The organism is Arthrobacter sp. AG367 (genome assembly GCF_007828995.1).
GTDB lineage: Bacteria > Actinomycetota > Actinomycetes > Actinomycetales > Micrococcaceae > Arthrobacter.
This window is the reverse complement of the sequence record NZ_VIVE01000001.1, coordinates 1,462,630-1,482,559: the sequence shown is the minus strand read 5'-3', so window position 1 is coordinate 1,482,559 and position 19,930 is coordinate 1,462,630. Positions and strand designations below refer to the sequence as shown.

Genomic DNA, 19,930 nt, shown 5'->3' with positions numbered 1-19,930 from the left:
GATCCTTGCTCCATGAGCCTCACGAAGAAGGAAGGGCACCCCCCCACAGCTGGCTCCGCCGGTCGTGCGCAACTTTGCCATCAACCGTGCCCTGCACCCCGACCGCCCATGGATCCGGGCCACCCGGATCAGCGTCGGTCTTGTCGTGCTGGCCGCAATCGTGCAAAAGACCTTCGACGCCACCCTGCCCGGCAACGACGTGGATGTCCCGCAGCTGTATTCGGAATTCACTGTGCAGGGAAATCTTGTCTTCGGGCTTGTCCTGATCATTTCAGGGGTGCTGCGGCGACGCCGGCCGCCGCTGTGGTGGGACCAGATGTTCGGCGCGCTGGTCCTGTACATGGTCATGACGGGCATCATCTACATCGTGCTCGTGGCTCCGCCGGAAGAGCCGTGGTGGACATGGGATTTGTATTGGCCGCAGGTTGCCCACCACCGCCTGGCCCCGCTGGCGGCGGCGCTTGACTGGATTCTCGTCACCCGGACGGTCCGAGGTCCCTGGTGGCGGCCCCTCGCCTGGCTGGGCTACCCGGTGGCCTTCCTTGCGTTTTCGTGGATCCGGGGCGGCCTTGACGGATGGTACGTGTACGACTTCCTTGACCCAACCCTCGATGGCGGATGGGTCAGGGTGCTGGGTTCCACCGGCCAGGTTCTGGTGGCATTCCTGGTTGTTTCCCTCATGGTGCACGCGGTGGGCAATATGCGGGTGGCGCTGGCCACCGGACGGCTGCCCGCGACGGTGATCCCGCCCCGCTAGATCCAGCCCTTCCTCTTGAAGATGCCGTACATAAGGCCGCCGGCAGCCACCATGAGGAGCAGCGCCAGGGGGTAGCCGAAGGACCAATGGAGTTCGGGCATGTTGTCAAAGTTCATGCCGTAGATCCCGGCCACGAATGAGGGCGCAAACAGGATGGCCGCCCAGGACGAGATTTTCTTGACCTGTTCGTTCTGCTCGGCGCTGGCCTCGTTCTGCCGGTTGGCTGTCAGTGTCCCGTCCAGGGTCAGGGCGTTCTGCAGCAAGTCCCGGAAGGAGTCCGCCCGGGAAATCACCCGCTCAACGTGGTCTTCCACGTCACGCAGGTTATGCCGCAGCTCGCTTTCCACTTCGTACTTCTCGAAGCCGCGCTTCAACTGGTCCAGCATCTCGGGCAGGGGGTGGATGGCGCGCTGGAACTGGATGACCTCCCGGGCCAGTTCGTAAATGCGGCGGGACACGGAGGAATCGCCGCTGAACAGCTGGTCCTCGATCTCGTCAATGTCGTTTTCCAGCCCCGCCACCACCGGGGCGTAGTCATCCACCACCCGGTCCAGCAGGGCGTACAGCACCGCTTCGGGCCCGTGCCGCAGGAGATCAGGCCGCCCTTCCAGCCGCTGCCGCACCCTGGCAACGCCTGCCGTTTCCGCATGCCGCACAGTCACCACAAAGTTCTTGCCGGTGAACACGTGGAGTTCGCCGAATTCCACGGTTTCGTCCTCGTCCACGTACCGGGCGGGCCGCAGGACGGTGAAAAGGTTGTCGTCGTAACGCTCCAGCTTGGGCCGCTGGTGGGCCGAAACGGCATCCTCCACTGCGAGGGCATGGAGTCCGAACTCGCTGGCCACGGCCGCCATTTCCTCCGCCGTGGGCCGGTAGAGGCCGATCCATGCCATGCCGCCATGCAGGGACAGGGTCTCAAAGGTCTGCTCAAGACTGTCGGGCTCTGCATGGCGGACGCCGTTGACGTAGACGGCGTTATCGATGATGGTCATTCAGGAAATCCTAGCCGCCGGAGCTGCGGCACTGCTCAGGCCGCTGATGAGGGGCTCGGTCCGGTAGGGGATATGGGTGTGCAGGGCCAGCACGGTCTCTGTCCGGATGACACCCTTGATCCGCAGGACCTGCCGCAGGGATGACTGGAGGTTGTGGGTGTCCGTGGCCACCACCCGGCACCAGACATCGCCGCGGCCGGAGATCTCGTGGACTTCCAGGACCTGCGGGATGAGCCGCAGTGCTGCCACGACGCCGTCCAGCTCCCGGTGGGAGACCTCAATGGTCACAAAGGCCACCACGTCATAGCCCACCGCCTCCAGGTCAACCTCGCGCCCGCCCGGGCGCAGCACCCCGCTGCGCAGCAGGCGGCGAACCCGTGACTGGGCCGTGTTGCGGGCGATGCCCAGGGACTCGCCCAGCTCACCGATCTGGATGCGGGGATCCCGGATGAGGGCCAGCAGGATCTTCAGGTCCGTGGGGTCCAATTTGTTCAAGATCGTCACTCTCCATCATTCCTGGATCCATAAGTTGATGATTTTGCTCAATTATCCCTGCAAGGTCGAAAGATATGGCGCAGCGGTACCGCATTCTTGAACCATCACAGTTGTATCCGCGCCGGGCTCCCACAAGGACCACCCGCCGCGGCGACCCCTAAGGCGGCACAATGACGGTCTTCAGCGAACTGCGCATGCGCCCGGCCACGGCCAGCGGATGGAATGCCACCACTACGGCGCGGCTGGTGATTTCCGGCGCGGTCATCTTCATGCTCCTGGTGGGCGCCAACCTTGCCACCCCGCTGTACCCCCTGCTGCAGGCCAACCTCGGGCTGTCCAGCCTCGACGTAACGGCGGCTTTCGCCAGCTACGTCCTGGCCCTGGTGGGGACGCTGCTGCTCGCCGGGCACTGGTCGGACCATATCGGCCGCCGGGCCGCCCTCCTGGTCGCTGTCCTGACCGGACTGGCGGGCGGCTGGATCTTCGCCGAAGCGGGCACGCTGGCTGCCCTGTGCGCCGGACGGGCGCTGCAGGGAATGGCCGTTGCGCTCGCCACGGGGGCCAGCGCGGCAGCCCTTCGCGAGCTGCTCCCGTCCCGGCCGGAGTGGGCATCGCGCTTTACGCTGCTGGCCTCCTCGGGGGGCGTAGCGGCGGGTCCCGTCATCGGCGGACTGCTGTCGCTGCTTCCCGGTGCCACCACGGCTCCGTACGTCGTCCATTCGCTGTTGCTGGCCGCGCTCCTTGTCCCGCTGTACCTGATCCGCGCACGCCCGGCCATCATGGTGCCGGCAGTGTCCCGCCCGCTGCACGTCCTTGCCCCGCGCCGTCCCTCCGTTTCACGGCAGGCGAGGGGCGCTTTCTGGCTGGCGTCCGGCGTCGGCTTCCTGAGCTTTGCCGTGTTTGGCTTCTCCCTGTCACTGGCCCCGGGCTACTTCGCGCAGGTCCTGGGCACGGACTCCCGGCCACTGATCGGCGTGCTGGCCGGCCTCCCGCTGGGGGCGTCAGCCCTGAGCCAGCTGGTGACCCTGCGCGGGCGCCTGGCCGTGCCTGCGGGGCTGGCCGTCCTGGGCGTCTCCGTCATCCTGCTGGGAGCCGCCGGCGCATGGCACAGCCCACTGCTGCTCGTTGGGGCTGCCGTTACCGCCGGCCTGGGGCAGGGCATGGCCTTCCGGATGGTTTTCAACGAGGTGGCGGGCAAGGTGGAGCCGGCACGCCACGCGCAGATCATCAGCACCGTGTACGTCATCACCTATCTGGGCAGCGCCGTGCCGGTCCTCGGCCTGGGCTGGGCCAGCGCCGTGTTCGGAATGGCGGCAGCCGTGCAGGGATTCGTCCTGCTGTGCGGCTCGGCGGCACTCGCCCTGTCAGCCGTCACCCTCACCGCTTCCATCAAAGCAGCGAAACAGGGGTCCGTCTGAGCCGGGTGGATCTACAGCGGCGCTAGTCCGGAAGCGGGCCGTGGTTGCCTTGGATGTGTTCAAAGACCAGCGTGGTTTCGGTGTGGCCCACCACGGGATCGGTAGCCAAATTGTCCAGGACCCAGTCCCGCAGGTCTTCGGTGCTTCCGACGGCGATGTGCAGCAGGTAGTCCACCGAACCTGAGGTGTGGAAGGTCGACAGCACGGCGGGCAGGTGCGGCACGCGCGCAGTGAAACGGTCGATCTGGTCCCGGTCGTGGGCACGGAGCCGTACGGCCACCAGGGCCTGCACCGACCGGCCGATGGCCGACAGGCTCAGCTTCGCCTCATAGCCCTGCACAATCCCGCGCTCCGAGAGGGCGCGGGTGCGCATCAAGGCGGTCGACGGCGCAATACCCACCATTTCGGCGAGCTGCTTGTTGGAAATCCTGGCGTCTGCCACGAGGGCCGCAAGGAGGCGCTCGTCAATGGCATCCAGCGGCTCCAGGTGCGCCCCGGGCCTGGTGTTCCTGGCATTCGTACTCACGGCGGTTCCTTCCACACGGTCCTTAGTTCATCCTAGACCGCAGAATCTCCACCATCGGCTCCACAGGCACGCGTCCTGCCGAACATCCGCTCTATCCTCGAAGCTGCTGGAGCGTGTTAATTCGAGTGCGGCACCGAGTCAGGCAGCGGCCGTTTCCGCGCGGGAATGGACGACGGCGACAGTTGCGGCAGTGAGGCACGCCAGGGCGATCACGGCTCCAGCCAGTGCGTTCCAGCCCCAGGCCTGGAAGACCAGGCCACCTGCCCAGCCCAGGAGGCTGGAGCCCAGGTAGTAGGCCAGGTTGTAAAGGGACGCTGCCTGCGCGCGGCCGGTGCTGGCGATGGCGCCCGTCCAGCCGGAGCCGATGCTGTGGGCTGCGAAGAAGCCGCCCGTGAACACCACCAGCCCGCACAGGATCAGCACCAGGGACGGGGTGAGGGTCAGGGCGAGGCCGCCAACAGCCAGGCCAAGTCCGCCCAGCAGCACGTTCCGGCGCCCGTATTTCGAGGTCATCCCCGCTGCCCAGCGGGAGGAGAAGGTGCCGGACAGATAGGCCAGGAAGATCAGGCTGATCACGGTGGCCGGCAGCCCGAACGGGGCGCCCGACAACCGGAACCCCAGATAGTTGTAGACGGCCACGAACCCGCCCATCATCAGGAAGGCCTGGGCATACAGGGCCAGCAGCCGGATGTTCCTAAGGTGGCCCCCGAGCGTCCGGACGGCGCTCCGGAGTCCGGCGGCCCGGGCAGGAACAAAACCCCTGGCCCGGGGCACCAGGACAAGGAAGGCGACGGCGGCAATCGTCGCCAGCACGGAAACTGCCAGGGCTGCCGACCGCCAGCCCAAGAGTTCGCCGACAGGGCCGGCCACGAGCCGCCCTGAAAGTCCCCCCAGGGTGGTCCCGGCAACATAGCTTCCGGCGGCAAGCGCGGCGTGCGCTTTGCTGACCTCCTCGTTGAGGTAGGCAATGGCGATGGCGGGGATTCCGCCCAGCGCCATCCCCTCCAACAGCCGGAGGACCAGCAGCATGCCGAAGCTGGCGGACAGGGGCACCAGCAGTCCCAGCACCGTGGCCGCCGTGATGCCCCACATCATCGCCTTCACCCGGCCGATCCGGTCCGCCAGGAAGGACCAGGGGATCACGGTTGCGGCCAAACCCACGGTGGCCAGGGAAATGGTGAGGGCAGCCTCGGCGGCAGTGACGCGCAGATCGGCCGCCAGGAGGGGCAGGACCGCCTGGGTGGAGTAAAGCTGCGCGAACGTTGCAACCCCTGCGCATGACAGACCGGCCAGGATCCGCCCGTAGGCCCTGGACCCCTTGGGATGGCCGTTCCACGGAGGGGAAGCCGCCGTGCCGGAGCTCGCTTTCTGTGGCATCAAGCAAGCGTAGTCCCCGGGCAATGAATGCTTCCAATGCATATTTCATGCCAAACTGATAGCAATATCGGATTGCTTCCCGGTTCCGGGAAAGCTCGGGAGCCGGCAAGGGAGCAGCCATGGAACCGGACCGGAAACAGTTGGCCCAACTGCTGCCCCTCATGCCGGTACTCGCCGAGCTGGGACGGACCGAACACGTCACGGAGACGGCCGAACTCCTCGGATTACCCCAATCGACGGTGAGCAGGGCAGTGGCAAGGGCCAGCGCCGCCGTCGGCACCGAACTCCTGGTCCGGGACGGCCGCGGTGTCCGCCTGACGCCCGCAGCCCGCACCCTGCTGCCCTACATCGAGCAGGCGCTCGCGGAGGTCCAGGCCGGCCTGGACCTGGTCCGGAACGAGTCCGAACTGGTCAGGGGCACCGTGTCCCTGTCTTTCCAGCACACCTTCGGCGAGGCCACCCTGCCCCTGCTGATCAGCGCCTTCCGTGCCCGGCATCCCGGGACCGGGTTCCGGCTCAGCCAGGGCGCCCGGAGCGCATGCCTTGAAGAGCTGTCATCCGGGGAAGCGGACCTGGCCCTCACCGCTCCCGTGGCGCCGGCGGGCAAAACCCTCGATTCGGCCCCGCTGTACCGGGAACCGCTCCGGCTGGTGGTGCATCACGCCCATCCCCTGGCCAGGCAGCGGATGGCCCGGCTGGCCGATATCCGGACGGAACCGTTCGTGGCGCTGGGAACCGGATACGGGCTGCGTTCGCTGACGGACGCCCTGTTCCGCGAGGCGGGATACCGGCCGCGGATCGCCTTCGAGAGCCAGGATTCACACACGGTCCGCGGACTGGTCTCGGCAGGCCTGGGCGTCAGCATCCTGCCGCCCGGCGGCGACGCCCCCGGTAGGACGCTGCGCCCGGAAACCGGAGACCTCGGCTGGGTGGAGGTGCCGCTGGACTCGGAGCTGGCCTTCCGGGAAGTCGGAGTGAGCTGGCGGCGCCGGAAACCCGAAACCGAACCCGTTCCCGCCAGGCTCTTCCGCGAGCTGGTGGTGGCCCAGGGGCCACGCTTGTTGGCCGGGCTGGTCACCAGGGCGGGCCGCTGACCCGGGGAACCGGATGACGACGGCGGGTGGCGGCAGCGCCTCCGCGGAAGGCAGGCGCGGCGCCCCAAAGCCAGGCCACGCAAGTACCCTTGTGACGTGACGAACACCCAGAACCCCTCCACCAGTCCCGACCAGCACGCCACGGACTCGCCAGGCAACCCACTGCACGGCGTCACGATCGGCCTGGACATCGGCGGCACCAAGACACACGGCATCCGCTTTGAAGACGGAGTGCCCGTCGGGGACGATGCGGCGGGGAGCTCCAACGTCCAGAACGTCAGCCGCGACCAGGCAGCACGGAACCTGGCGGAGCTTTTCGCCAGGATCGGTGGCGGCCGCGTGGACCGGGTGTACGCAGGGTCCGGCGGAATCGATACCGACGAGGACGCCGCCGCCCTGGCGGCCCTGATCCAGCCACTCGTCCCGGAGGCCCGCATCACCGTTGTCCACGACTCCCGCCTGCTGCTGGCCGCGGGCCGTGCCAGTACGGGAGTTGCGGTCATTGCAGGTACCGGCTCGGCTGCCTGGGGACGCAACGCCGACGGCGGCGAGGCCCGGGCGGGCGGATGGGGCTACCTGCTGGGGGATGAGGGCAGCGGTTACTGGCTGGGCAGGGAAGCGGTCCGGCACAGCCTGCGCAGGATGAACCAGGGCCTGCCGATTGACCAGCTCACGGCATCCCTCCTGGCATCCTGCGGCCTGGACCACCCCAACAAGCTGATTGCGCTGTTCCATTCCCCGGACACGGGACGGCGCTTTTGGGCCCAGCAGGCCAGGCATGTCGTGGAAGCGGCCGCTGCCGGGCACCAGGACAGTGCAGCCCTGCTGGAGCAGGCCGGCCGCGACCTTGCCGCCTTGGCCGGGCAGGTGCTGGGCCAGCTGAAAATTGAAGGTCCGGTGATCCTGGGCGGCGGCCTGGGCATGAACGTGGCACCGCTGCAGGAGTCATTCCGCCGGAACCTCGAAGCAGGCGGCATCACTGACGTGAGGGTCCTGGACCAGGAACCGGTGTTCGGCGTCCTGCAACTCCTGGCCGAACCGGCCTGACGGCCGACAGGAACCAAACCGCGCTTGCCCGTCAGCGGGCCAGGCGGCGCGCTTAGTCGACGGCGCGCTTACGGGGCGTCAACCGCACGCCGGGCAGCGGGGGAGCGGGAATGCGGCCGGCCTCCGCCCCGGCTTCCGGACCGTGGCCTGGCACCAGTCCATACCTGGCCGCAGCCGTTTCGGCATCCGGCAGCCCGGCCTGCGCTTCCCAGTCCTCCCGGGCCTGCTCCACTTCGTCGTGGGTGCGGCCCACAAAGTTCCACCACATCAGCAGTTCTTCACCGAACGGCTCACCGCCAATCAGCAGGAACCGCGTGCCGGGGCGGGCCTCCATCCGGAGTTCGCTGCGGCCGGTGCCCAAGTAGCCCAGCGGCCCCGCCGGCAGGTCCTGCCCGTCCACCGCCAGGCCGCCGTCGAGCACCAGGATGCCGTGCTCAAAGGCGGGGTCCAGTGGCAGTACCGCGTCCCCTTCGCAGGAAACGTCCGCGCCAACGATCGGCGAAAACATCGTCGCGGGGGACACGACGCCCGCAAACCCACCCACCATGACGGTGGCGGTGAAGCCGTGGCCGGCGACGCGCGGCAGTTCCCGGTGCTGTTCGAACGCCGGCTCCCGGTTTCTCTCCCCGTCGGGAAGGGCCACCCAGAGCTGCAGGCCCCGCTGCAGCGGCAACTCCCCGCCGTCGGGAAGCACGGCGAATTCAGAGTGCGAGACCCCGTGCCCCGCCGTCATGATATTCAGCTCCCCGGGGCGCACTACCACGTCGCTGCCAACGCTGTCCCGGTGTCGGATGTGCCCAGCCAGCGGCCACGTCACCGTCTGCAGCCCGATATGGGGATGGGGGAGGACAGACATGGCGGTACGGTCCGGCCCGAAGCTGTCCAGGAAGCACCACGCGCCGATGGTGGGCAGTCCGCGCTGGGGCAGGGTGCGCTTGACGTTCATGGCGCGCACCCCGCCCAGGGGCACCTCACGTTCGGGCCACAGCTGCAGGCACGGGCCCGACGTGCCTCCGGCAGGTGCGGGCGGACAAACTTCCTGCTGGGGTGAAACTTCCAAGTTGGTCACGCCTCCACTTTAGGCCCGCCCGGCTTCGGCTACCCATCCACGCCAAGCGGGGTACCGAATGATTACAGTAGGGATTCCTTTGCGGGGATTAGGGCCTCATCTGCTGAAGCCGGCCCCCGTTTGGGTTACCGTAACTATCAGCGTGCTGATGGCAATGTCGCGGTGCTGACAACAGCCCGTCCAAGAGAACAGGTAAGTCCGCACCATGGACCAGGCGATGATCGAGTTCCAGAGCGTTACCAAGCAGTACCCGGGCGGCCAGCCGGCGGTGGACGGGCTGTCCATGTCCATTGCCAAAGGCACTGTGACGGTCTTCGTGGGTCCTTCCGGCTGCGGTAAAACAACATCGCTCAGGATGATCAACCGCATGGTGGAACCCACGTCAGGGACCATCACCGTGGACGGCCGGGATGTCACCACGGTGCCGGCGGCCGAACTGCGCCGCTCCATGGGCTACGTCATGCAGTCGGCAGGTCTGCTGCCGCACCGCTCGGTCCTCGACAACATCGCCACCGTTCCTCGGCTGAACGGCGTCTCCAAAGCTGACGCCCGGAAGCGCGCAGAGGAGCTCCTGGACGTGGTGGGCCTGGCGCACTCCCTCGGCAAGCGGTACCCCTCCCAGCTGTCCGGCGGCCAGCAGCAGCGCGTTGGCGTTGCACGCGCGCTCGCCGCAGATCCGCCTGTTCTCCTCATGGATGAGCCGTTCAGCGCCGTGGACCCCGTTGTCCGGGACGAACTCCAGCAGGAACTGCTGCGCCTCCAGAAGGACCTGGCCAAGACCATCGTGTTCGTAACCCACGACATCGACGAGGCCACCATCCTGGGCGACAAGGTCGCCGTCTTTGCCACCGGCGGCAAGCTGGCCCAGTACGCCACCCCGGAGGAAATCCTGCGGGCACCGGCCAACAACTTCGTCGCATCCTTCGTGGGGCGGGACCGCGGCTTCCGCCACCTGGGCTTCACGCCGTCCGACGGCGTGGCCATCCATCCCGTGCCCACGATCGTCCGCTCTCCGGACGGATATGAGTCTGATGCCAGTGCTGCCGGTGGCTGGCAGTTGGTGGTGGATGCGGACAAACATCCCCTGGGATGGTCGGCACCAGGGACCGAGACCGAGCTCGTTCCGGGTGGGTCGCTGTTCCGTCCGGGAGAGAGCCTGCGGCGGGCCCTTGACGCGGCCCTGTCGTCCCCGTCGGGCCTCGGTGTCGCCGTTGATACCGATGGCACGGTATTGGGCGTGGTCCGCGGCGGTGAGGTCCTGGCGCTGATCGAAGAGGCGCGCCAGTTGCGGCAGGCTGCCCTCTGATGGAATGGTTCCTGGCCAACACCGGCATGATCCTGGAACGCGGCGGCCAGCACCTGGTGCTGGCACTCGTTCCCATGGCACTGGGCCTGCTGATTTCCATTCCGCTGGCGCAGTTGGCACGGCAGAACAGTGCACTCCGCTCCGTGGTCCTGACGGCTTCCTCCCTCCTCTACACCATCCCCTCGCTGGCGCTGTTCATCATCCTGCCCACCATCCTGGGCACCCGGATCCTGGATCCCCTCAACGTGGTGGTGGCCCTGACCATCTATGCCGTCGCACTGCTGGTGCGCGCCGCCCTGGATGCCTTCGATTCCGTGGACGCAGACGTCAGCCAGGCCGCGCAGGCCATGGGCTTCAAGCCGCTGGCCCGGTTCCTGCAGGTGGACCTGCCGCTCTCCCTGCCGGTCCTGTTCGCCGGGCTGCGGGTGGTGTCCGTCAGCAACATCTCGCTGGTCAGCGTCGCCGCCCTGCTGGGTGTCGGCAACCTGGGCATGCTCTTCACCGATGGCCTCCAGCGCGACTTCGTCACCGAGGTGGTGGTGGGGATCGTCGCCATCCTGATCCTCGCGCTGCTGATGGATGCCGTCCTCGTCCTGCTGGAACGCATCCTCACTCCGTGGGAACGGGCAGGAACGCGGCGGGGCCGCAGGGATGAAGGCGGCACTGCGCCCGCCGCTGCGGAGCGCGCCACCCTGGCGGGAGAAGCAGCGTGAGCAACGTCTTTTCAGATACCTTCGCCTGGCTTTCCGACCCCCTGCACTGGTCCGGAAGCATGGGCATCCCCGCCCGGCTGTTGGAGCATCTGCAGTACACCGGACTTGTCATGCTGATCGCCACTGCCATCGCCGTTCCCGTCGGGCTGTTTGTCGGCCACACGGGAAGGGGACGGGTGGCAGTCGTCGCCCTGGCCGGAGCCCTGCGCGCGCTGCCCACCCTGGGCCTGCTCATCCTGTTTGTTCTGCTGGCCGGCATCGGGCTGATGCCTCCCATCTGGGCGCTGGTGATCCTCACCGTGCCCCCGCTGCTGGCCGGGACGTATGCCGGCATCTCCAGCGTGGACCGGAATGTGGTGGACGCGGCCCGGGCCATGGGAATGACTGAACTGCAGGTCCTGTTCCGGGCCGAGCTGCCCAACGCACTCACCGTCATGTTCGGCGGTTTCCGGACCGGCGTGCTGCAGGTGATCGCCACCGTCTCCGTCGTTGCCTACATCAACCTAGGTGGCCTGGGCCGCTATCTCTTCGACGGCCTTGTCCTTAGTGACTTCCCCCAGATGCTGGGAGGTTCCCTCCTCATCGCGGCGCTGGCGATCGCCGTCGACCTTGTCCTGTCCCTGTTCCAGAGGCTGTTCCTGACCCAAGGGGCCTCGAAGCTGTCCTACCGCAGCCATGAGGCTGCGGTTGATCTCACAGACCCCGTTGTTGCGGAGACTGTTGTTCAAGGAGGTAAGTCATGAAAGATAGCCGTCCCCAGCGCCTCGGAAGGCGGGCGTTCAGCGGTTTGGCCGCCGGGCTTGGCCTGGCAGTGGCATTGTCCGCCTGCGGGGGGTCGTCCGATCCGCTGAAGAACCCGCCGGCCACCAGCGGCAGTGCATCAGGTGGGGCGACCTCCCTCGTGGTGGGTTCAGCGGACTTCCCGGAGAGCCAGATCATCGCCGAGCTGTATGCCGGTGCATTGAACGCCAACGGCATCACCGCCACCACCAAGCCGAACATCGGCTCCCGCGAGGTCTACTTCAAGGCCGTCCAGGACGGCTCGGTGGACGTGGTGCCGGACTACAGCGGCAACCTGCTGCTGTACGTGGACAAGGAAGCCAAGGAGGTCTCCGCCGGTGACATCGCCAAGGCACTGCCCGGCAAGCTGCCGGACGGACTCGGCGTGCTGGACGTGTCCAAGGCCGAGGACAAGGACGCCATGGTGGTCACCAAGGCAACGGCGGAGAAGTACCAGTTGAAGTCCATCGAGGACCTGGCCAAGGTCTGCAGCGAGATCGTAGTGGGGGCTCCGGCCACGTTCGCCGAGCGCGCGTACGGCCTGCCCGGACTGAAGAAGAACTACAACTGCGTCCCCAAGAAGCTGGAGCCCTTCAGCGACGGCGGCGGCCCGGTGACGCTCAAGGCGCTGCTGGAGAACCAGGTGCAGGTGGCCGACATCTACACCACCACGCCGTCCATCGCGGACAACGACCTGGTGGTGCTGGAGGACCCGAAGAACAACTTCATCGCCCAGCAGGTCCTGCCGCTGTACAACAAGGCCAAGATGACGGACAAGGCCAAGCAGGCGCTCAACTCCGTGTCCAGCACGCTCACGACGGATGACCTGATCAACCTCAACCGGGCAGTCAGCGGCAGCCAGAAGCAGGACGCCAAGGCGGCAGCAACCGCCTGGCTGAAGGACAAGGGCATCGTCAAGTAAATCGGTTCCCTGTCCGCACGGGCAGGGTACGGACTGGTGATTAACGACGGCGGCTGCCGGACCTGCGGGGGTCCGGCAGCCGCCGCTGGCCGTGTGGTGGACGTCTCAACGGGGATGCATCCTTCCTGTGGCATATTTGAGGGATGGCAGAATTCAGGCAGTCCACGAAGCTCAACAACGTCCTCTATGACATCCGTGGACCGATCCTGCAGGCCGCCCAGCAGATGGAGGCGGAGGGCCATCGAATCCTCAAACTGAACATCGGCAACCCGGCGCCGTTTGGCTTCGAGGCGCCGGACGCCATCCTGGTGGACATGATCCGCCACCTGCCCCATGCCCAGGGCTACAGCGACTCCCGCGGCATTTTTTCGGCACGCACCGCCGTCTCGCAGTACTACCAGACCCGCGGGATCCAGAATATCCACGTGGATGACATCTACCTGGGCAACGGTGTCAGCGAGCTCATCACCATGTCCCTCATGGCCCTTCTTGACGACGGCGATGAAGTGCTCATCCCCACGCCGGACTACCCGTTGTGGACCGCGTCCGTGGCGCTGGCCAGCGGCAGGCCGGTGCATTACCTCTGCGACGAGGAATCCGGCTGGCAGCCCGACCTTGACGACCTGGAAGCGAAGATCACGCCGCGCACCAAGGGCATCGTGGTCATCAACCCGAACAACCCCACGGGCGCCGTCTACCCGGAAGAGACGCTGAAGAAAATCGTCGCCCTCGCCGAGAAGCACGGCCTGGTGATTTTTGCCGACGAGATCTACGAAAAGATCCTGTACGAGGACGCCGTCCATGTGAACCTCGCCAAACTGACCGGTGACGACGTCCTGTGCCTGACGTTCAGCGGGTTGTCCAAGGCGTACCGCGTCTGCGGCTACCGGGCCGGCTGGATGGCCATCTCCGGGCCCAAGAAGGATGCCGCCGACTACCTCGAAGGCATCAACCTCCTGGCCAATATGCGCCTGTGCGCCAACGTCCCGGCCCAGCACGCCATCCAGACGGCGCTGGGCGGCTACCAGAGCATCAACGACCTGATCCTCCCCGGTGGCCGCCTGCTGGAGCAGCGCAACAAGGCATACGACATGCTGAACGCCATCCCGGGCGTCAGCACGCAGCAGGCCCGGGGTGCCCTTTACCTCTTTCCCCGGCTCGACCCGGAGGTCTACCACATCCGGGACGACGAAAAGTTTGTCCTTGACCTCCTGAAGGAACAGAAGATCCTGGTGTCCCACGGCCGTGCCTTCAACTGGGTGCGCCCCGACCATTTCCGGATGGTGACGCTGCCCAACGTCAAGGACATTGAAGAGGCCATCGGCCGGATGGGGGACTTCCTAACCAGGTACCAGGGGAACTAGCCTGTGCTCACGGGCCCACCGGTCCGTGCAACCTTGCGGAAAGGACTCCCATGGCCCGCGTCGTCGGCTTCGACCAGCATCCTGCTGAAACCCTTCGGTCCGGGGAGGGGTTCTCCCTTGCCGCAGTGGACCCGGACTCGACCCCCGGGTACAGCGGCAACAAGGCTGACGGCCGGCTGCTGCTGGCGGAGATGGACGACGAACTTTCCGGGTTGCAGGAAAAGCTCTTTGCCGAATCCCGGTTCGGGGGGACCAAACGGATCCTGTTGATCCTGCAGGCCATGGACACCGCCGGCAAGGGCGGAATCGTCAGCCATGTCATGGCGGCGATGAACCCGCAGGGCGTCCAGTTCAAGGCATTCAAGGCGCCCACCGACGAGGAGAAGTCCTACGACTTCCTGTGGCGGATCGAAAAGGAAGTTCCGGCGGCCGGAATGGTGGGTGTGTTCGACCGCTCCCACTACGAGGACGTTCTCATCCATCGCGTCCACGGATGGGCCACCCCGGACGAGATCAAGCGGCGCTACGTGGCCATTAATGAGTTTGAAACACGGCTGGCCGACTCGGGGACGAAGATCATCAAGGTGATGCTCCACATCAGCAGTGCGGAGCAAAAGGAGAGGCTGCTGGCCCGGCTGGATGATCCTTCCAAGCACTGGAAGTACAGCAGGGGAGACCTGGACGAGCGGGCCCACTGGGAGGACTACATGGCCGCATACCAGGCGGCCATCGACGAAACGAGTACGCCCAACGCGCCATGGCATGTTGTTCCGGCCAACAAGAAGTGGTTCGCCCGGATCGCGGTCCAGCAGCTGCTGCTCGGCGCCTTGTCCGGCCTGAAGCTGGAGTGGCCCAAGGCCGAGTTCGACGTAGCTGCCGAGCGGGAGCTGGTGGCCCGTTCCTGAGGGCCGGCCCTGGCCGTGGTCCTGCTTCAGCTTCCCTGTTTGGTTTTCCCCGCTTCCGGGTTTGCCTAAAGCGGCTGGTCCCGGGCTGCAGCCAGCCGCTTCCGGGCGCCCTCCAGCCACTCCTCGCAGCGTACCGCCAGCGCCTCACCTCGTTCCCACAGGGCCAGGGACTCCTCCAGGCTTGCCCCTCCTGCCTCCAGCCTGCCCACCACTGCTATGAGCTGCTCCCGCGCTTCCTCGTAGCTCAGGGCTGCGACGTCGGACTCAGGTTTCTGTTCGGTCATGACTTCTCTTCCAATTCCTGGTGGTGGTCGGGGTTTCCTGATTGTGACCCGCCGGCCCCGGTGGACATGGCCCCGGTGGACATAGTGCCGGTAGACGTGGCTCCGAAGCGCCCCTCTGCCACGCGGATGGACAGGGCGGCCCCCGCCGGCGCTTCGGCAGGACGGCGGACAACGGCGTGGCCGGCCTGGGCGATCCGGGCGGCCTGGTCTCCTGCCAGTTCGACGACGGCGTACCCCCGGTCAAGCGTCTTTTGGGGCGAGAGGGCCCGGACCTGGGCTTTCAGGTGTTCAAGCTGGTCCGCTGCCCGCACCACGGTGGAGCTCACGGCCGCAGAGGACCGCCGCAGCAGCCGCTCGATTTCCTCGGCCCGGACGGAGACCATTCCTTCGGGTGCCGCCATGACGGGCCGGGAATGCAGGGCCGCCAGCCGGTCCGACTCCCGGTCCACCAGCCGGTCCATGCACCGCCGCAATTGTTCCCGCGCCTGGCGCACGCCGGCGAGTTCTTCCGAGACTTCGGGAACGATCCGCTTGGCGGCGTCGGTGGGGGTGGAAGCCCGGAGGTCTGCAACATCATCCAGCAGCGGCCGGTCGGCCTCATGCCCGATGGCACTCACCACGGGCGTGGCGGCGGCAGCCACTGCCCGGACCAGTTCCTCGCTGTTGAACGGCAAGAGGTCTTCCAGCGCCCCGCCGCCCCGGGCGATGACAATGACGTCCACCTCAGGCCGGGCGTCCAGTTCCCGCAGGGCGCGGACCACCTGGGCCACGGCGGTATTCCCCTGGACAGCAACCTCGCGGATCTCAAACTCCACCGCCGGCCACCGCAGGGCTGCGTTGCGCAGGATGTCCTTCTTGGCGTCCGAATCCCGCCCGGTGATCAGGCCGATGCGGTGAGGCAGCAGGGGCAGCGGTTTCTTCCGTGAGTCGGCAAACAAGCCCTCAGCCGCCAACGCCTGGCGCAGCCGCTCGATCCTGGCCAGCAAGTCGCCCAATCCCACGGGCCGAATGTCCCGCACCAGCATGTTGAGCCTGCCCGTCTTCAACCAGAACTCCGGTTTCAGCAGGGCCACCACCCGTGAACCGCGCTCCAGCGGCAGATTCTGCCGTTCCAGCACCTTGGTCCACACCGACGCGGGAAGGGACACCTCTGCGTCCACGTCGCGAAGCGTGAGGTAGGCGTTGGTGCCGCGGCGGTTCAGCTCGATGACCTGGCCTTCCACCCATGCCGACGGGGTGCGGTCGATATGCGCCTTAAGCTTCTGCGACAACAGCTGCAGCGGCCAGGGGTTGTCCGGGCTGGTTTCGGCCGCTGTGGCCGGCAGGGTAGTGGGCGCCGCACCCGGAAGGGAGGCCTGGTCAGACATGCGGACGCCGTTGGGAGGCTGCTGGTGCTGCGGGCATGCGGTCCTTCATCTGTTGTGGGCGGTCAATCAACCTTATCCATAAGGTGTAGCACCGGGCACTGACAGGGACGGCCCTTCCACCCTGCCTAGGATGGGGTAAGGCCCCCAACCCCGAAGGACCTGTTGTGCGCACTTTTGTCTCTGCCATCGCCACCGTGCTGGGCATCCTCCTGGCCGCCGTTGCGGTTCCCGCCATGTGGGTGGACCGGAACATTGTCCAGGAAGACGGGTTTGTCCGCCTTGCAGCTCCACTCGGCAAGGACTCAGACTTCCAAAGGAAACTCGCTGCGGCGGCGGTGGGAACGATCGATACCGGATCTGTCCCCGGTTTCCTGTCCGGGCTGGTCCAGCCGATGCTCGAGAAGGCGGCGGAGTCCCTGACCGGGCTTCCCGGCTATCCGGCGGCGTGGGAGGAGACGCTCCGCCGGAGCCACCGCCTAAGTTTCGCCGACCCGGCGGCCAGTCCGCAGGGCGGTGCCTCGGCATCCTCGTTAACCCTCGACGTCGCCCCGTTGGTTGCCCTCGGCTCGGAGGAGATCTCCCGCACCACCCGGCTTGCCCTCGACCCTCCGGAGCAAACGCTGATCAATGTCGGCCAGCCCGTTCAGCGGCAATGGACCGAGCGGCTGGCCACGTACGCACCCATGGGCTACATCCTGGCCATCGGTTCAGCCATAGCGTTCCTGCTGGCTCTCGTCGCGGCACGGCGCCGCTGGACCGTGCTGCTGGCAGCCGGACTCGGCGGACTGGCCCTTGCAGGGGCGTGGGGCTTGGCCTTACAGCTGGGTTCGGCCCGTGCCCAGGCCACGGACACCGGCAATGCGGTGGCCAACATGTTCCGTGACGAGTTCCTGGCCGCCGCAGGCACCGATTTCCAGACGTGGATCGCAGCGGCCACGGTGACAGGTGGCGTTCTTATGGCAGCAGGCGTTGTGACGTTGTTCGCATCCCGGAAACGGGCGCGGGCCAGCCGGTAGCATGGAGGGATGACCACCTCGGCTGTACCCCTCTCGATGCCAACCATTCCACGCAGGCGCCGCTCGCCTGAGGACGTAGCAGCGGCAGCCCCCGTGAACGGCACCAAGAAGGTGCTGTTGGCTGCCCCTCGTGGCTACTGTGCAGGCGTTGACCGGGCCGTGATCGCCGTCGAAAAGGCACTGGAACACTACGGGCCGCCCGTGTATGTCCGCAAGCAGATCGTCCACAACGTCCACGTGGTCAGCTCCCTGGAGGAAAAGGGCGCCATCTTCGTGGAGGAGACGGACGAAGTGCCCGAAGGCGCGCTGGTGATTTTCTCCGCCCACGGCGTTTCCCCCGCAGTGGTCGAATCCGCCGAAGAGCGCGGCCTGCGCACCATTGATGCCACGTGTCCGCTGGTTACCAAAGTGCACAAGGAAGCCGTCCGCTTCGCCAAGGACGATTTCGACATCCTCCTGATCGGCCACGACGGGCATGAGGAAGTGGAAGGCACCTCCGGTGAAGCGCCGGAACACATCCAGATCATCAACGGTCCCCATGAAGTGGACAAGGTAACTGTCCGTGACCCCGAGAAGGTCATCTGGCTCTCGCAGACCACGCTGAGCGTCGACGAGACCATGGAGACCGTCCGGCTGCTCAAGGAGCGGTTCCCCACCCTGCAGGACCCGCCCAGCGACGACATTTGCTACGCCACCACCAACCGCCAGGTCGCCATCAAGAAGATCGCACCCAAGGCGGACCTGGTGATCGTGGTGGGCTCGGCCAACTCGTCGAACTCCGTCCGCCTGGTGGAGGTGGCACTTGAGTACGGCGCCAAAGCCTCCTACCGGGTGGACTTCGCCAACGAGGTTGACGAAGCCTGGTTCGAGGGCGTCGCTACCGTGGGCGTCACATCCGGGGCTTCGGTTCCGGAAGTCCTGGTCCAGGACGTCCTCAGGCTCCTGGCAGACTATGGCTACGGCGCGGTGGAGGAAGTGGTCACGGCAGAGGAAGACCTCCTGTTCTCGCTGCCCAAGGAACTCCGCGCAACCCTGAAGCAGGCCGGCGACGTCAGCCGCGCCCTTGGCGGACGCCGGCCCCGCAGCTGAGTCCCCTGCATTATCAGCAGCCGGACGCCAACCAGACGTAAAAGACGGGCCGGGCAGTCACACGACTGCCCGGCCCGTCCTGCATCCGCGGCCCGTTGTCAGGCGGCCTCGCCGTCACCCTGGAGTTCGGGTGCCACCAGCGAGCGCGGCGTCACCTCCACAACAGGAGGTGTCACCAGGCCGGACTCCTCGAGCGTGTTGAGCTTCCGGGCAGTGGGCAGCACCCTGGCTTCCAGGGTGCCCACCATGGCGTTGTAACGGTCCACTGAAGACTTGAGGGAAGAGCCCAGTTTGGTGACGTTTTCACCCAGGGTGCCCATCCGGTCGTACAGCTGCCGCGCGAGCTCGAACAACTCACGTGCACTGTCCGTCAGGACGTCCTGGCGCCACGTGAATGCCACCGACTTCAGCACGGCCAGCAGGGTGCTCGGCGACGCAAGGACCACGTTGCGGGACAACGCGTAATCCAGGAGCCCGGCGTCGGCAGTCAGTGCCGCCGCCAGGATGGATTCGGCCGGAATGAAACAGACCACCAGTTCCGGAGAGTTTCCCGGGATATCCCAGTATTTCTTGGTGCCCAATGCGTCAACGTGCGCCCTCAGGGCCTTGGCATGCGCCGCCAGCAGCGCCTGCCGGTTCCGCCCATCACTTACCGACTGGAGTCCGGAGGGCTGGCCGGCGCGCGGATCCACCGCACCCAGTTCCTGTGCCTCAAGGTAGGACGACAACGGGACTTTGGCATCCACCACCAGCTGCTTGTCGCCCGGCAACTGCACCACCAGGTCCGGGCGGACAGCCGAGTCCTGGCCGGCGCTGTGCACCTGTTCCACAAAGTCCACGTGGCGCAGCATCCCCGCGGCCTCCACTACACGCCGCAGCTGCACCTCGCCCCACTGGCCCCTGGCGCTGTTGGAACGCAGGGCCGATTCCAGGGCATGCGTGGACCGGATGAGCTGTTCATCGGAAAGCCTTGCCTCCTGCAGCTGCTGCGCCAGTTGGCCGTACTGTTCCACCCGGTCCCGCTCCAGCAGCGCCACCTGCTGCTGGACAGCGGACAGCTTCTCCGCCACCGGGGCCAGGGCGCGCAGGACACTGCCGTCCTGCGTCCTGGCCTCGCCCAGCTCACGGTTCTGCACCGCCAAAAGCCGCCGCTCGGCGTCGGCCGCTGCCAGCTGCGCCGTGACCTCCGAAAGGCGGGACGACACCTGGTCAAAGTCCGCCTCCAAGGCATGCGAGTTCCTGCGCAGGGAGAAATAAGTGGCCGCGGCGCCGGCAAGCGCACCAAGCAGCAGCATGAGAAGGGCCAGAATCAAGGCAAAAGCATCCATGGCTTCACTGTTGCACGGGCCTCTGACAATCAAAGGCAATGACATTCCCCGGTAGGGGCTGCCGGGGCCGGACGGGTAGAA

The 19,930-nt window shown here is 66.6% G+C and carries 20 protein-coding genes; 12 read left to right on the top strand and 8 right to left on the bottom strand.

Annotated features, from left to right (window positions below):
* Window positions 1-64: 64 nt before the first annotated feature.
* Window positions 65-757 (top strand): Pr6Pr family membrane protein, encoded by a 693-nt coding sequence (locus FB478_RS06855; protein WP_144599998.1) that lies wholly within the window; start codon window positions 65-67, stop codon window positions 755-757.
* Here the strand turns inward: FB478_RS06855 and corA are convergent.
* Together corA and FB478_RS06845 are read right to left on the bottom strand one after the other, a co-directional pair.
* The gene (corA, locus tag FB478_RS06850) at window positions 754-1,749 is read right to left on the bottom strand and encodes a magnesium/cobalt transporter CorA (RefSeq protein ID WP_018769237.1); all 996 of its coding nucleotides are present in this window, start codon (window positions 1,747-1,749) and stop codon (window positions 754-756) included. The two genes, FB478_RS06855 and corA, sit on opposite strands and share 4 nt — an antisense overlap.
* Window positions 1,750-2,244, bottom strand: coding sequence for an Lrp/AsnC family transcriptional regulator (locus FB478_RS06845; protein WP_026265759.1), 495 nt, complete (start codon window positions 2,242-2,244; stop codon window positions 1,750-1,752).
* A gap of 170 nt (window positions 2,245-2,414) precedes the next feature.
* Here FB478_RS06845 and FB478_RS06840 point away from each other — a divergent pair, with 170 nt between their 5' ends.
* On the top strand, window positions 2,415-3,662 hold the full coding sequence (locus FB478_RS06840; protein ID WP_018769239.1) for an MFS transporter: 1,248 nt from the start codon (window positions 2,415-2,417) through the stop codon (window positions 3,660-3,662).
* Between the two features lie 22 nt (window positions 3,663-3,684).
* On the opposite strand, the gene FB478_RS06835 is transcribed toward FB478_RS06840, so the two are convergent.
* Both FB478_RS06835 and FB478_RS06830 read right to left on the bottom strand, forming a co-directional pair.
* Window positions 3,685-4,188, bottom strand: a complete 504-nt coding sequence (locus FB478_RS06835; protein ID WP_026265760.1) for an Lrp/AsnC family transcriptional regulator — start codon at window positions 4,186-4,188, stop codon at window positions 3,685-3,687.
* 138 nt (window positions 4,189-4,326) lie between these two features.
* Window positions 4,327-5,565 (bottom strand): MFS transporter, encoded by a 1,239-nt coding sequence (locus FB478_RS06830; protein ID WP_144599997.1) that lies wholly within the window; start codon window positions 5,563-5,565, stop codon window positions 4,327-4,329.
* Between the two features lie 119 nt (window positions 5,566-5,684).
* Here FB478_RS06830 and FB478_RS06825 point away from each other — a divergent pair, with 119 nt between their 5' ends.
* Window positions 5,685-6,659, top strand: a complete 975-nt coding sequence (locus tag FB478_RS06825) for a LysR family transcriptional regulator (protein ID WP_144599996.1) — start codon at window positions 5,685-5,687, stop codon at window positions 6,657-6,659.
* A gap of 96 nt (window positions 6,660-6,755) precedes the next feature.
* Window positions 6,756-7,706: an N-acetylglucosamine kinase gene (locus FB478_RS06820; protein ID WP_144599995.1), complete on the top strand. Its 951-nt coding sequence runs from the start codon at window positions 6,756-6,758 to the stop codon at window positions 7,704-7,706.
* A gap of 52 nt (window positions 7,707-7,758) precedes the next feature.
* Here FB478_RS06820 and FB478_RS06815 read toward each other — a convergent pair whose 3' ends face one another.
* Complete coding sequence (locus FB478_RS06815) at window positions 7,759-8,775, bottom strand: pirin family protein (protein ID WP_018769244.1); 1,017 nt, start codon at window positions 8,773-8,775, stop codon at window positions 7,759-7,761.
* A gap of 205 nt (window positions 8,776-8,980) precedes the next feature.
* On the opposite strand from FB478_RS06815, the gene FB478_RS06810 reads away from it, so the two are divergent.
* The 6 genes from FB478_RS06810 to FB478_RS06785 all read left to right on the top strand — a co-directional run bounded on the left by FB478_RS06810 (window position 8,981) and on the right by FB478_RS06785 (window position 14,765).
* Window positions 8,981-10,081 (top strand): ABC transporter ATP-binding protein, encoded by a 1,101-nt coding sequence (locus FB478_RS06810; RefSeq protein ID WP_134163749.1) that lies wholly within the window; start codon window positions 8,981-8,983, stop codon window positions 10,079-10,081.
* A complete protein-coding gene (locus tag FB478_RS06805) occupies window positions 10,081-10,794 on the top strand; it encodes an ABC transporter permease (RefSeq protein ID WP_018769246.1) in 714 nt (237 codons plus the stop codon). Before FB478_RS06810 ends, FB478_RS06805 begins: the two co-directional genes overlap by 1 nt.
* Window positions 10,791-11,537, top strand: coding sequence for an ABC transporter permease (locus tag FB478_RS06800; protein WP_056394126.1), 747 nt, complete (start codon window positions 10,791-10,793; stop codon window positions 11,535-11,537). The genes FB478_RS06805 and FB478_RS06800 overlap by 4 nt, the downstream gene beginning before the upstream one ends.
* Window positions 11,534-12,496: an ABC transporter substrate-binding protein gene (locus FB478_RS06795; RefSeq protein WP_056394123.1), complete on the top strand. Its 963-nt coding sequence runs from the start codon at window positions 11,534-11,536 to the stop codon at window positions 12,494-12,496. The genes FB478_RS06800 and FB478_RS06795 overlap by 4 nt, the downstream gene beginning before the upstream one ends.
* A 143-nt stretch (window positions 12,497-12,639) precedes the next feature.
* The gene (locus FB478_RS06790) at window positions 12,640-13,860 is read left to right on the top strand and encodes a pyridoxal phosphate-dependent aminotransferase (protein WP_134163751.1); all 1,221 of its coding nucleotides are present in this window, start codon (window positions 12,640-12,642) and stop codon (window positions 13,858-13,860) included.
* Between the two features lie 50 nt (window positions 13,861-13,910).
* A complete protein-coding gene (locus tag FB478_RS06785) occupies window positions 13,911-14,765 on the top strand; it encodes a polyphosphate kinase 2 family protein (protein ID WP_134163752.1) in 855 nt (284 codons plus the stop codon).
* Between the two features lie 65 nt (window positions 14,766-14,830).
* Here the strand turns inward: FB478_RS06785 and FB478_RS06780 are convergent, their stop codons facing one another.
* Entirely contained in the window at window positions 14,831-15,049 is a 219-nt protein-coding gene (locus FB478_RS06780) for an exodeoxyribonuclease VII small subunit (RefSeq protein WP_018769251.1), read from the bottom strand.
* Window positions 15,046-16,416: an exodeoxyribonuclease VII large subunit gene (gene xseA / locus FB478_RS06775; RefSeq protein ID WP_134163753.1), complete on the bottom strand. Its 1,371-nt coding sequence runs from the start codon at window positions 16,414-16,416 to the stop codon at window positions 15,046-15,048. The genes FB478_RS06780 and xseA overlap by 4 nt, the downstream gene beginning before the upstream one ends.
* 164 nt (window positions 16,417-16,580) lie before the next feature.
* On the opposite strand from xseA, the gene FB478_RS06770 reads away from it, so the two are divergent.
* A complete protein-coding gene (locus tag FB478_RS06770; RefSeq protein WP_134163754.1) occupies window positions 16,581-17,432 on the top strand; it encodes a hypothetical protein in 852 nt (283 codons plus the stop codon).
* 9 nt (window positions 17,433-17,441) lie between these two features.
* Window positions 17,442-18,521, top strand: a complete 1,080-nt coding sequence (locus FB478_RS06765) for a 4-hydroxy-3-methylbut-2-enyl diphosphate reductase (protein WP_026265762.1) — start codon at window positions 17,442-17,444, stop codon at window positions 18,519-18,521.
* 98 nt (window positions 18,522-18,619) lie between these two features.
* Here the strand turns inward: FB478_RS06765 and FB478_RS06760 are convergent, their stop codons facing one another.
* Entirely contained in the window at window positions 18,620-19,849 is a 1,230-nt protein-coding gene (locus tag FB478_RS06760) for a DNA recombination protein RmuC (RefSeq protein WP_018769255.1), read from the bottom strand.
* Window positions 19,850-19,930: the final 81 nt, after the last annotated feature.